Annotated in this window: 12 protein-coding genes; 3 read left to right on the forward strand and 9 right to left on the reverse strand. The window is 35.8% G+C overall.

Going from position 1 to position 12429, the window contains the following annotated elements:
- Positions 1 to 80: 80 nt before the first annotated feature.
- The 4 genes from gldG to ACSHWW_RS10580 are packed head-to-tail and all read right to left on the reverse strand — an operon-like array spanning position 81 to position 3611.
- Positions 81 to 1763, reverse strand: coding sequence for a gliding motility-associated ABC transporter substrate-binding protein GldG (gene gldG, locus ACSHWW_RS10565; RefSeq protein ID WP_435682423.1), 1683 nt, complete (start codon positions 1761 to 1763; stop codon positions 81 to 83).
- Positions 1764 to 1765: 2 nt separating this feature from the next.
- Entirely contained in the window at positions 1766 to 2491 is a 726-nt protein-coding gene (gene gldF / locus ACSHWW_RS10570) for a gliding motility-associated ABC transporter permease subunit GldF (protein WP_435682424.1), read from the reverse strand.
- Positions 2488 to 2784: a putative quinol monooxygenase gene (locus tag ACSHWW_RS10575; RefSeq protein ID WP_435682425.1), complete on the reverse strand. Its 297-nt coding sequence runs from the start codon at positions 2782 to 2784 to the stop codon at positions 2488 to 2490. Before ACSHWW_RS10575 ends, gldF begins: the two co-directional genes overlap by 4 nt.
- Positions 2781 to 3611 carry an SAM hydrolase/SAM-dependent halogenase family protein gene (locus ACSHWW_RS10580; protein WP_435682426.1) on the reverse strand — a complete coding sequence of 277 codons (831 nt, stop codon included), beginning with the start codon at positions 3609 to 3611 and terminating at the stop codon, positions 2781 to 2783. Before ACSHWW_RS10580 ends, ACSHWW_RS10575 begins: the two co-directional genes overlap by 4 nt.
- Before the next feature lie 160 nt (positions 3612 to 3771).
- Between ACSHWW_RS10580 and ACSHWW_RS10585 the strand changes: the two genes are divergently transcribed.
- From ACSHWW_RS10585 to ACSHWW_RS10595, 3 genes are all read left to right on the forward strand, one after another.
- On the forward strand, positions 3772 to 4725 hold the full coding sequence (locus ACSHWW_RS10585) for a PhoH family protein (protein WP_435682427.1): 954 nt from the start codon (positions 3772 to 3774) through the stop codon (positions 4723 to 4725).
- Between the two features lie 340 nt (positions 4726 to 5065).
- Positions 5066 to 6031: a phosphoribosylaminoimidazolesuccinocarboxamide synthase gene (locus ACSHWW_RS10590; RefSeq protein ID WP_435682428.1), complete on the forward strand. Its 966-nt coding sequence runs from the start codon at positions 5066 to 5068 to the stop codon at positions 6029 to 6031.
- A gap of 118 nt (positions 6032 to 6149) precedes the next feature.
- Positions 6150 to 7193: a flavin-containing monooxygenase gene (locus ACSHWW_RS10595; RefSeq protein WP_435682429.1), complete on the forward strand. Its 1044-nt coding sequence runs from the start codon at positions 6150 to 6152 to the stop codon at positions 7191 to 7193.
- 59 nt (positions 7194 to 7252) lie between these two features.
- Here the strand turns inward: ACSHWW_RS10595 and ACSHWW_RS10600 are convergent, their stop codons facing one another.
- The 5 genes from ACSHWW_RS10600 to ACSHWW_RS10620 form a co-directional block, all read right to left on the reverse strand.
- Positions 7253 to 8521, reverse strand: coding sequence for a M20 metallopeptidase family protein (locus ACSHWW_RS10600; protein WP_435682430.1), 1269 nt, complete (start codon positions 8519 to 8521; stop codon positions 7253 to 7255).
- Between the two features lie 42 nt (positions 8522 to 8563).
- A complete protein-coding gene (locus tag ACSHWW_RS10605) occupies positions 8564 to 10408 on the reverse strand; it encodes a cystathionine beta-synthase (RefSeq protein ID WP_435682431.1) in 1845 nt (614 codons plus the stop codon).
- A 214-nt stretch (positions 10409 to 10622) separates the two neighbouring features.
- Entirely contained in the window at positions 10623 to 11183 is a 561-nt protein-coding gene (locus ACSHWW_RS10610; RefSeq protein ID WP_435682432.1) for a hypothetical protein, read from the reverse strand.
- 150 nt (positions 11184 to 11333) lie between these two features.
- A complete protein-coding gene (locus tag ACSHWW_RS10615) occupies positions 11334 to 11735 on the reverse strand; it encodes a hypothetical protein (protein WP_435682433.1) in 402 nt (133 codons plus the stop codon).
- 79 nt (positions 11736 to 11814) lie between these two features.
- Complete coding sequence (locus tag ACSHWW_RS10620) at positions 11815 to 12387, reverse strand: RDD family protein (RefSeq protein WP_435682434.1); 573 nt, start codon at positions 12385 to 12387, stop codon at positions 11815 to 11817.
- Between the last annotated feature and the right edge of the window lie 42 nt (positions 12388 to 12429).

Raw genomic sequence — 12429 nt, forward strand, 5'->3', positions numbered from 1 at the left:
TCTTCTCTGTGTTCAAAAAAATATCACCTTATAAGCGTTATACTGCGCCTATCAAAGTGGCTGAGGAAAGGATTTTATATTTACACCGAGTACTTCCTTTTCCTCAAATAATTAAATAACAACCCAAAAACACCTACAGCGATTAACGGCAGTACCACATTGACGATTTGCCATTTTGTACGTTCTTCATAACTGCGTTTGATATCTAAAAATGGAACAGCGATGTTTTTGCTACGCAATTGTATCAGGCCAGTATCATCCATGAGGTAATTAACCGTATTCATTAAGAACTCCTTATTACCGTACATCGCACCAGTCTTATAATCATAACCTAGTTCCTGCGCTTTTCCACCAGTAATATCGTTTTTCATCACATCACCATCGGCGATGAGGACTATGGCGCTATTTGATCCTTCATCAATAGAATTTGCTAACTCAAATGGTTTCACACGGTTTTTATAAGCACTGGTAAAGTTTCCTTCAGCAAGAACGGCAAGAGGTTTTTGACCTACTTTAGTCGCTAGTGGATCGATAGGTTGATCTAGTTCAGACAAAGAAATAGCTGCTGGTAAGATCTTAATTTGTGTGTCTGGTGAAGTACTTAATAGTATGGTCTTTTTAATACCGTTTTTAAGTGTATCAATAGTTCCCGTGTATTCAAACTTTACTTCTTCAAGATTCTTAGTAATCGGGTGATCGCTGTCTGATTTTGAAATAGGGTAATACGGCCAGTCAAATGCCTCATACTGTGTATTACGTCCTTGTCCGCTGGCTAGTGCAAGTCCACCGGCGCGCTCGTCTTTAACGATTCCAGTGTTTAGGCGTAAACCATATTTAAACAGTAAATTATCTAGATTTAAATCTCGAGGCATTCCATAACCTATAGATTGTGGATTTGCCAGACTATCGTTCTCAAAAATAATAGGATCTGCAGCGAGTAACATTTTTCCACCATTCATTAAATACTGATCGATGATGTAATTCTTAGTTTCACTAAAAGCCACCGTAGGTTTAGGCTCAATGATGAGGTCAAATTTGTTGAGTTGCGCCAGAACATCAGCAGGTGATACGCTATCATTATTTTTTACAAACTCAATTCCAAATGGCGCCACACGATAATATTCCTGTAATGATTTGATATAATCACGGATTTGTAAATCTGCCAGCTCGCCGCTGTCGCGCAAGACTGCAATAGTTTGAGTTTTTTCATTAATGACTTTACTCATCCCATCTGCAAACTGGTATTCTAGTTGCTGTATGGAAGAATTCACTCGTTCTTCCATAGTCGCTCTGGCAAAGGTTTTTAATAATGGAATGGCTGTCGTTTTTCCTTGATAGACCATTATTGCCCATGGAAATACGACGACTTTAGTACTTTTTCCACCTTCCATAATGGTTGCCATGGCAGGTTTTATTCCATATTGCGCAAGTTGTTGAGTGATTTGCTCGACAGCTTGAGGATTTTCATCTTCGGTAGGATTGATGAAATTGTATTTAATATTTTTATTTACCGCTGCATATTCTTCTAGTAATTGCTCTGTTTCTGATCGCAATTTGCGGAACTCTGCCGGTAGTTCTCCATCTAGAAAAACATCTACGAGCATGGTACTCTCGGCACTTTCTGCTAGTTGGGTCGCTACAGGTGAAAGTGTGTATCGCTGGTCTGCAGTGAGGTCAAAACGCTCGTGCCATTTACTAGCTCCATAATTGATAAGAACTAGTGCAGCAACAAGAACGATAAGGGAAATAGCTATTTTCTTCATTTTTATTGCTTCTCAGTGATTATTTTAAGGCTCAATTCGCTTAAAGCGAAAAACAATACCGCAACACTCAGGAAGTAGATTATATCTCTAGTGTCTATAACGCCTCGTGCCATGCTTTCATAATGATATTTCAAACCAAGAAACGCAAGTCCATCATTCTCAATGACTGTTGAAAAACCTTCAAAACCGAAGTACATGATAAAACACAAAACGGCTGCCAGTAAAAAGGCAATGATCTGATTAGAAGTCACAGACGAGCAAAAAATACCAATCGCCACATAGCACAAAACTAAAAGAAGTACGCCTATATAACTGCCTAGCGTACTGCCCAGATCTAGGTTATTAGTCGTTTCTCCCAGTTGACCTATCGTGAATACGTAAAGCAACGTAGGTATTAATGCGATGATGATAAGAGTGACACTTGCAAAGTATTTCCCTGAGATAATGCTGCGATAAGAAATAGGTCGTGTAAAAATCATTTCTAGGGTTCCTAGATTGCGCTCGCTCGTAAAACTGCGCATGGTGACTGCTGGGATAAGAAATATGAACAACCATGGAACGAGTAAAAAGAATGGAGACAAGTCTGCAAATCCATAATTGAGGATGTTGAATTCACCATCAAAAACAAACAGGAACAAACTCGTTACCATTAAGAATATCCCTATGACGAGATAGCCTGTAATGCTTGAAAAATAACTTCTTAATTCTTTTAAATAAATGGCTTTCATAAAAGACTATGTATCTTATTCAATGAGTTAGCTGTAGGTTTCTGGTCAAAAAGTGCTTTGGTCGCTGGCCATACTTCACTGAATAACGCAGAATGTCTGTAATTATTAAGTGCTTCTTCATTTTCCCAATAGCTGTAAGTATAAAAACTACAGTGATCATCCTTATCTTGATAAAGTTCTAGTGTACTACAACCATCTTGGGCACGTATTTGTTCTTTATTTTTATCAAATAATTCTTCAAATGCCGCGACAGCATCTTCTCTAAAGTGCATTCTTACTATACGTACAATCATGTCTCGTTAAATTTAATGCTTATAGGAGTATTATTCTTGAGTCCAAAAAGACTGCTCGCACTACCTATAGTTAATGGATTTGATTTATAAGTTGCTAATTCTATATAGTCACTACTATTAAAGATGGCAATCGCTTGCCCATCGATATCTCTTTTAAAATCTTCTTTGGTAAAATCTATAAATCCAGAATAGTGGTCATAGATTTTCTTGTGCGTTTCGCTACGTGCTGTAAGTACAAAACCACGACCTTTTCCTGTGGCTTTAAATAGTTCCTTTGAAATATTAGACACCGCATTTCCATAATTATCTATATAAATAATTTGACCATTTATGGAATTACTGGAAGCTGCAGGTTGCATTCCAGAGATGTTTTTTAATTGCTCAATAGGTTTACCTATCACTTCTAGCGTTCCACCACGTGCGATGTGACACGCTGTTTGAACAAAAGCGTCCATTACCGTAAAGTTTGAAGTTATGCGATCGTGAATGTTGATTTGGACAATTTTATCAGGATTGAACTTTGCGGTGAGAAGGCACATAATTCCATTATCTGCACAAATGAAATAATGGCCATCCATAAAAACGGCAACATGTTTATTATCTGGTGTGTGCTCTGCATCTACACCTATAATGTGAATCGTACCTTTAGGAAACGTGTAATAAGCGTTTTTAATTATATAAGCAGCCTCAGCAATATGAAAAGGTGAGACTAAATGAGAAATATCAACAATGTTAATATCTGCTAGTTCACTATAAATAGCTCCTTTAACCGCGCCTACATAGGGATCTTTCAAACCAAAATCTGTCGTCAATGTTATGATAGGCATAAAGGTACTGGCAAGTTGTTAATTAAATAAGCATTAAATTTTTGTTACAATCGCTATTTTAGGAAATGAATTCTCTAAATTGTTACAGGTTTTGCAAAGCATTCATGCTCTAGCAAAATTATAAAATAATAAACGCAATCATTCATATAATTTTAAGCATTTGAACGAACTTATCATTGACCTTTCAGAATCTAATCCTAGTGAGTTTTTTGGGATTAAAAATAAAAATCTAACTTTTCTTAAAAAGCATTACCCTAAGCTTAAAATAGTCGCTCGTGGTAGCATCATGAAGGTTTATGGCGATGAGGAACAGCTCATGGAGTTTGATAAACGCATCCAGATGATGCTGGAACACTATGGGAAGTATAATACCATGAATGAAGATATTATGGAACGAGTTCTTATGAGTGATAGTACTGAAGATTATGATAGTGTAAAAGGCAGTGGCGACACGCTCGTCCATGGAGTAAGTGGTAAAATCATTAAGGCCAAAACTCCTAACCAGCGCAAACTCGTGGAGCTTACTAAGAAAAACGATATGGTTTTTGCCATAGGACCGGCAGGAACTGGTAAAACCTATATGGGCGTTGCCATGGCAGTAAGAGCGCTTAAAGAAAAACAAGTAAAGCGCATTATCATGACGCGACCAGCGGTTGAGGCTGGTGAGAATCTCGGCTTTTTACCAGGAGATTTAAAAGAAAAACTAGATCCATACATGCAACCTATCTATGACGCACTGCGCGACATGATTCCTGCAGAGCGACTTGCTACTTATATAGAAAAAGGCGTGATACAAATCGCACCACTCGCATTTATGAGAGGTAGAACGCTGGATGGCGCATTTGTAATCCTTGATGAGGCTCAAAACACCACTCACGCACAAATGAAGATGTTCCTGACTCGTATGGGAAAAGACGCTAAGTTTTTTATCACTGGTGATCCAGGTCAGGTAGATTTACCACGCCGCGTGATCTCAGGTCTTAAAGAAGCTTTGTTAATTCTCAAAGACGTGGATGGAGTAGGGATGATGTACCTTGATGACAGTGATGTAGTACGTCACAGACTTGTTAAAAAGGTGATTGCTGCTTATAAAAGCATAGAGAACGCAAATTAATTTTAATTCAATCTTCAGTTTGCTGTTCTAGGAATGGAGAGTTGTTGGTATTACGCTTTCGCGAAAGCGTGATTTCAATTAACTATAGTGCTATGAGTGCAATCCATGGTAGCAATGAAATTACTCAACAATTGAACTTTCCCGAAGAAAAAAAGGATTTGTAGCAATCTAAGATATTCTTGAGATCCAAATAATTCTATCATTTTGAGTCAAAGATGAAAGCGGTTTTTTGTCTTTAAGAGTCGTTTATGAATAGTCAATAACTTTTTGAAAACATCCATCCATGTTTATTCTATTTTTAAGTAGAAACATTCAAATTTGTAAATCACAGTTATAAATTATGAGTTTACCCAATACGATTACCGACATAGATTTTAATTTCCCTAACCAGACGAGTGTCTATAAAGGAAAAGTACGCCAGGTCTATGGTATTAATGATGATTTACTCGTGATGGTAGCGAGTGATCGCTTGAGCGCATTTGACGTAGTGATGCCACGCGGAATTCCTTATAAAGGACAAATACTAAATCAAATCGCCACACAAATGATGCAGGCGACTGAAGATCTAGTTCCTAACTGGCTGCTGGCTACACCAGATCCTAACGTTGCTATAGGTTATAATTGTGAGCCATTAAAAGTAGAAATGGTGATACGTGGTTACTTGAGTGGTCACGCAGCACGTGAATATAAAGCTGGTCGTAGAACGCTCTGTGGTGTTCCTATGCCAGACGGAATGAAAGAAAACGATAAGTTTCCTGAAGCCATCATCACACCAGCCACTAAGGCCGAAATGGGTGAACACGATGAGGATATTTCAAGAGAAGAAATTATTTCTCGTGGAATAGTAAGTGAGCACGATTATGAAATTCTAGAAAAATACACACGCGATCTATACCGTAGAGGAAGACATATCGCAAAAAAACGTGGATTACTTCTCGTAGATACTAAGTATGAATTTGGTAAAACTAAAGATGGAAAAATAGTCTTGATTGATGAAATCCACACACCAGATTCCTCAAGATATATCCATGCCGAAGGTTACCAAGAACGTCAAGATAATAACCAACCACAGAAACAACTAAGTAAAGAATTTGTGCGCCAGTGGTTGATATCACACGATTTTCAAGGTCTAGAAGGTCAAACGCTACCAGATATGGATGACGCTTACATCAACTCTGTAAGTGAGCGATACATAGAACTCTATGAACAAATCACTGGTGAAGAGTTTGAAAAAGCAGATACGAGCGATATCAAAAAACGCATTGAGACTAGCGTTCAAGACTGGCTCGAGGCAAACTTCATGTAGTACATAGAATCTTTTTCAAGAGTTTAATGCTATAGCTTTTACCATAATGAATCTGGATTAAGTCTACTTAATCCTTAGGTTGTAACTACTTTTACAGAGAACGATAATAGTTGATGGAATGTTAGATTATGTAGTAATAGGTGGTGCGCAGGCAGGTTTATCTATGGCTTATCACTTAACACAAATGGATAAAAAGTTTGTGGTTCTTGATAGTGAAAGTGAAATAGGTGCTTCGTGGTTGAATAGATGGGATTCCCTCAAGCTTTTTACTCCTACAGCTTATAATCATTTGCCTTCTTTTAAGTTTGAAGCTCCTAAAAATCATTATCCTACTAAATATGAAGTAGCTAACTATTTCAAAGCTTATGTAGAAAAGTTTAAAATTCCTGTTCAGCTCAACACTTTAGTAACTTCTGTACGTCGTCATAAAAAGAGTTTTTCAATATCTCATAAAGATGGAGAAATTGAGGCAAAAAACGTAATCGTTGCCACAGGACCGTTTCATATTCCATACACGCCACCTTGCCATAAAAAAGCGGCAGACGAGATCCTGCAAATTCATAGTAATTATTATAAAAATCCTACTCAATTACAAGATGGAGATACTCTTGTAGTAGGTGCTGGAGATTCTGGTTATCAGATTCTTAATGAGATTTCAAATGATACTTCAAGAACAGTTTATTTCTCTGGTGACACGACTGTAAAGTCTTTACCACAGCAATTTTTAGGAAAAACGCTATGGTGGTGGTTTACGGTTACTGGATTTTTAAATTATAGCAAGTACAGCTGGATAGGAAAGAAAATAAATACTGCAAAACAACCGGTGATAGGAACTGATGTCAAAGGAATTTTGGCCAGAGAAAACGTAATTTCCGTAGGAAGAACTAAAGATGCTCTCGATAAAAAAATAACTTTTGAATCGAGAAAAGTATCTACTATTAAAAATATCATTTGGGCAACAGGTTATCGTCCTAATTTCACTTGGATTGAAGGACTCGAGCTCGACGCAAACCATTATCCTAAAAATTATCGTGGTGTGAGCAATATGAAAGGACTCTATTTCATAGGCTTGCCATGGATGTTCACACGTGGATCTGCTACGCTCGGTGGTGTTGCAAAAGACGCAAGTTACATAGCAAATATTCTTAAAAAGCGTAAATAGTGACTCTTCAATTTAAGTATCAAAATGCCGTTTCTCAATGGGCATATTGAATCTATAGTTTATTGAATATTATTTGCTCTATCGATAAGTAACTTGGAAAATTGAGCCACTCCATATTTAATAGCATCTTCATCGGCTTTAAAGTCTGGACTGTGCGGCATCGCAGTGATTCCTTTCTCCTCGTTTGATGCTCCTAAGAAAAATAGAACTCCTGGAACATGTTCTTGAAAGTAGATAAAATCTTCATTGAAGTAAGGAACCTGACCGTATAATGGATTTATTAATGGATTTCCTCGAGCATCTTTAAAGCTTGATAAAAGGTGCTCCGTTAGTTTTGTATCGTTCAGAACTGTAGGGTTAGCTCTGGAATATGCGATTGATAAAAGATGATTGCTATAATCACTATTTTCAATAAAATCTTTGTTCTGATTTTTAATGAATTCTAATAGCTTCACATCTGTTTCAAAAAAGGTTTTTGTGAATGAAATCGAATTCTCATTTTCTTTAATGTTCATTCCAGGTATTGAGAAGAAAAAATCATTGTATATGGATTGCTCAGCGGCAACTCCATATTCCTCACTAACGATATGTTCCAAACTTCTAGGACTGCTTCTAGAATCTTGTCGTTCAAAACCTTTAAAAAAGTCTTCAAATTCATTTTTAAAGTCGATTTGATTAATGTCTTTAGACATTTTTATCTCTATAGTTCTCTCATACGCAAAGAGTTCATCGGCTTTAGTGGAAATAGTACCTGTTTGGGTAGGGAAAACATGTAAGCCATAAATTTCATCGGGTTGAATTAATTCAAACAACCCATCATTTACCATATTTCTTGCACCAGTAAAAGTTTCTTCACTAGGTTGAAAAATAAAATAAATAGTTCCATCGATATCATCTTTAAACTGAGATAAAGTACTTGCAATTCCTAAACCTATAGTAGTGTGTAAATCATGGCCGCACATATGACCTATAGAATCGTTGACAGATTTGAAAAACTCTGTATCTGTGTTATTATAAGGAATAGCATCCATGTCTGATCTCCAGGCTATTTTAGGACCCTTTTTATGACCATTTAATATTCCTATAACTCCATGTCCTGAAAAATCGGAATGTACTTCCATGCCTAACTGCTCTAAATAATCACTCACTATCTGGGCAGTACGTTTCTCATTTCCAGATAATTCTGGGTTTTTATGAATATCTCTTCTTATGGAAACGAGCTCTTGAAAAATGGAATTACTATGCTGTTCTACTTGTGAGCTGTCCAATTCTTGATCACAAGAAGCTAATAAACATACTAAGAGAACACTGATAGAAATTCTAAACATTTATCGAGATTTAAGTAAAGACTGTAGGTAAGCTACTTAAAATTAAATAGAATCTACAAAATCTTGAAACACTTGTTTATGTTTCTCTAAATCCAAATTTGGAGAAAGAGAAGCACGCACGATGTAATCCTTATCGCCTTCCTTAGTCGTTCCTTGAGTAGATGTTGCTGGAATGGTCCAGTAGCAACCTTTTAACTGACCATAACTCACACAAAACTTACTTTCTTGTGAGATCTCAGTAATCATCAAGTTGATGAGTTTGAGGTTTAAAGCTCTTTTATAGCTTTCTCTTTCTTCATCATTACTTCCTTTAGTAGGTAGATCGAGTGAAAAAACCGATGGCGTAAAACCTTCTTGAGCTAGTTCTTCAGAAACGAAGTTGATTTTTACATCAGGCAAAGTGTTTTCAATAAACGTGACAAATTCACGAGTATTCACATAAGCATCTGCGATGCGTTGGGTCATGGATGGTAATTGTGTAGCGAGGATTTCATATTGAAAAATGGTAGCTTCATTATCGCAAAGGTTGAGGTGCATGTCAATTTTTTCCATTAAGGCGCTGGTTTTATTGTTTCCTACACAGTAACCAGCTGTTACTTTCCCACCGCTAGGGAATTTGGAACCACTAGCATAAGCGATGGTTCTCATAGAAGAAAGCATTTTTCCATCTCCTAAAAAGTGCACGTTTGGACAAAAAGTTTGATCGAGAATAAAAACAGGATCAATAGCGGTTGAACCGTTTGCCGTTTTACGTTCTTGGCTTAACACGACTTTCAATTGTTCTAAATCTGGAACCTCTACTCTCGGATTAGTTGGAATCTCTGCAATGATATAAGGAACAGCGTCTTGTTGTGCGATTTGAGTTAATACGGTATCAATGCTTTGCACCATGTCATTATCACCATCAACTGGTAAATCAACGATGTCAACATTACTTAAGCAAGCCGCAACACGTCTTGCTTGATCATTAGTTCCACCGTAACAGTTAGGCGGCACGATGAATTTAATGGCTTTTCCAGGATGATTCTCTATCGCATCATGGATCAATCCCATCATGATAGCATACTGAATAGACAAACCACTTGAAGCCACTAAAGGTTCTAGTTGAGTTCCTGTAATTTCTTTAATGGAGTTGAGGACATTTTGTTTATCGGCTACTAAGTTGTTTTGTGGAGTAACAAAAGGAGCTTGGTTCACAAATGATTCTAGTGCTACAAGTGAATCAGCTGGAGTCATGGCGATGGTTTCTCTTCTACGCACATGTTGTATATCAGAAACGTAATCTTCGTTCTGTTCTCCATTGATGACTAGGATACTTCCTAATATTCCATGCAAACTAATCGCAAAATCAATTTTTGAATGTAATGCTACCGCACCTATGATTTTTTCCTCAGAAATAAAGATGTTGCTGCCGTCAAAAGCAGTGATCTCTGTAGGGTTTTCAACTTGGTTTACTTCAAAATTGTAACCATAAACTTTATGGAGAATATCGCTATTAAAAATCTCTGGTAAGGAACCCGTATAGTTAATTTGTGTTTTTTTATTTAGCAATAAGTTGGTGCGCAATACCGCCAGTACAGGAATAGTTTGAGAAGAAAAACTGATCACGTTTTCTGCTCTTAATCCATGAGTTTGAGCAATTCCCCATTCCAGTACACAAGATAATGGATGTCCTAAACGTATATAATCATAAGAGGTAGGCAATACTGCAAGTGCACCAGTAGTAGCGTTGTGCTTTTTATAAAGCGTTTCCAGCTGATCCAGAAATTGAGTTTTGGCAAGTTCCTCATTATAAATATCCAGTCTATGAGTGGTAAGACCTAACCAGTCTGTGGGATGATTTGCGATGATTTCTTTTATATAATTGCGTACGTTGTTACTTTCCATGAGTCCTGTTTTCCAGTTGCAAAAATATGGGTTTTTAAAAGGTATTGAATGGATTTATGGAGATGTTTAACAAGTGCAAACAAACTCCTGAAACAAGCCTTTGCAATCGCAAAATCAGGACTATTTTATGATAATGAATATAGAAGTGTACTTGTAAGAAATTAAGTGAAATTCACTTGTATTTACTGCAGATCTTTGTTAGGTAAATCGTTTTTTATAAATCGTAAACTTTTTTAAATTCCATTTTATTCTCCCAACAAACTTTAAATTCAGATTCGCAATTTAACTTAAATCCGAATTCGGTCAATTCTCCAGAATATTTTAAAGGACTTTTAGAGATTCCAATAGCGATTTCTTTTTTCGGATTTTCGTCCACTTCGTAAACTTTATTTCGTGTTGTTTCAAATAATTCTCTTTTTCCAATTTCAAACGCAATTTCGTTTTCAGTCAGCTTAAAATTCAGGAGTGGATTTCCGTAATGAAAAATTCCGTGTCCACTTCCGTCTTCAGTTCCGAAATAGAATCCAACTAATTTGTTATCAACTATGTCAATGAAAATAGAGTGATTTTCTTCCTTATTTTCGGATTGATATTCGTAAACTCCAATTATTTCAATATTGATTGATTGAGTTTCCAAATGCTCTTCTTCATATTCTTTCCATACTTGTTGAGAATTCCAAGCAGCTAAAGGTCCTGCTATATAATTGGAAAAAAAATATACCAAAGCAAAAACTACGATTAAAAGTATTCCGATTATTATAAATATGCGTTTCATCAAATGTTTGCCATCGTGTTTGTATATGGTTTGTTACATATCTTATGTACCTAATTTAGTAAATACAAACCGAATAGAAAATCCTCGAGGATTTTCGTAAGTAGGCAGTGAACAAGCAATTAATTATTCATAGTCTTGTACTTTCGTGTTTTATTTTTTTAAAAATTCAAGTTCACGCGTATCTATTGTTTTTGTCAATTGATTAGATTCATTTTTTTTATCAGTAAAATTTAGTACTAATCCGTTTTTTATTCTTGTTAAATTCATTTTTCCTTGTCGAATTGAAATATCACCAATAAATGACGCATGAGATTTATTCCATTTTTTTGAATTATTCATAAGGAATTTTAGTAGTTTTTCATGTTTTTTAGAGCCAACTTTCAAGGTGTCGATTTCAAAAACTCCTTGAGAATCCAATCGATTTTCGTTATATTTAGTCAGTATGAAAGACGATTCGGAATCTACAATTTTATCAAATTCAATTTCCGAAGAGCAACTTGATAGGTTGGTAATGAAAATTATTCCAATAATCCATTTTAATATATTTCTCATATCCAGATTTCAAAATTAAAGCTAACGTGTTTGTATATATGTTGTAGCGAGTTTTAGCAACTAATTTAGCAAACGTTTTTTAATTCATATTCGGCATTAATAAACTCAATCCATAAAAGTAAATTACTCCAATAATTATAATTCCGATTAAGTTTAATTTCAAAATTTTGTATTTAAAGTCAGTCCAAATTGTTTTTAATTTTTCCTTTTCAGAAACGACAACTTTCGTATTCGCTAAAAAATCTCCAATTCGTCTTTCTGGATTAATTAGGCCAACAATAACTTCTAATGGCCAAGCAATAGCAATTGTCAAATTCCGAACAAAGCATTGCAATTCAGATGCAGGTTTTTCAGTTTTTCGATTGATAACTTGATAACCCAAAATTCGTTTCGCAGGACTTTTAGCATTAAAAAAATCTTTGTTGATATAAACGAACATCATAAAAAAGAAAACCACAGAAAAAGTTCCATTTCCGATTTTCAATAATCCGTTTGTAGCTAAAATCATTAGAACAATCATTGGCGGAACGATAACGATAGTCATAATTATATGATCCAATAACATACTTGAAATCCTATGAAATCTTAGGTTGATTTCAGCAAGTTTATTAACCTCTTTGTGTAAAATTCCTTTGTATTCAGTTTCGTTCATCAAATGTTTGCCAACAACCTGTTCGTGTATGTTTTCTTGCGG

Origin of the sequence: Nonlabens sp. (assembly GCF_051251825.1) — a bacterium.
Lineage (GTDB): Bacteria > Bacteroidota > Bacteroidia > Flavobacteriales > Flavobacteriaceae > Nonlabens.

What these genes read in the sequence shown, in the direction of transcription:
- ACSHWW_RS10580 (WP_435682426.1), bottom strand. Translation starts at nt 3,611, where the DNA reads ATGCCTATCATAACATTGACGACAGATTTTGGTTTGAAAGATCCCTAT.
- ACSHWW_RS10595 (WP_435682429.1), top strand. Translation starts at nt 6,150, where the DNA reads ATGTTAGATTATGTAGTAATAGGTGGTGCGCAGGCAGGTTTATCTATG.
- ACSHWW_RS10600 (WP_435682430.1), bottom strand. Translation starts at nt 8,521, where the DNA reads ATGTTTAGAATTTCTATCAGTGTTCTCTTAGTATGTTTATTAGCTTCT.
- ACSHWW_RS10575 (WP_435682425.1), bottom strand. Translation starts at nt 2,784, where the DNA reads ATGATTGTACGTATAGTAAGAATGCACTTTAGAGAAGATGCTGTCGCG.
- gldF (WP_435682424.1), bottom strand. Translation starts at nt 2,491, where the DNA reads ATGAAAGCCATTTATTTAAAAGAATTAAGAAGTTATTTTTCAAGCATT.
- ACSHWW_RS10620 (WP_435682434.1), bottom strand. Translation starts at nt 12,387, where the DNA reads ATGAACGAAACTGAATACAAAGGAATTTTACACAAAGAGGTTAATAAA.
- ACSHWW_RS10605 (WP_435682431.1), bottom strand. Translation starts at nt 10,408, where the DNA reads ATGGAAAGTAACAACGTACGCAATTATATAAAAGAAATCATCGCAAAT.
- ACSHWW_RS10615 (WP_435682433.1), bottom strand. Translation starts at nt 11,735, where the DNA reads ATGAGAAATATATTAAAATGGATTATTGGAATAATTTTCATTACCAAC.
- ACSHWW_RS10610 (WP_435682432.1), bottom strand. Translation starts at nt 11,183, where the DNA reads ATGAAACGCATATTTATAATAATCGGAATACTTTTAATCGTAGTTTTT.
- ACSHWW_RS10590 (WP_435682428.1), top strand. Translation starts at nt 5,066, where the DNA reads ATGAGTTTACCCAATACGATTACCGACATAGATTTTAATTTCCCTAAC.
- gldG (WP_435682423.1), bottom strand. Translation starts at nt 1,763, where the DNA reads ATGAAGAAAATAGCTATTTCCCTTATCGTTCTTGTTGCTGCACTAGTT.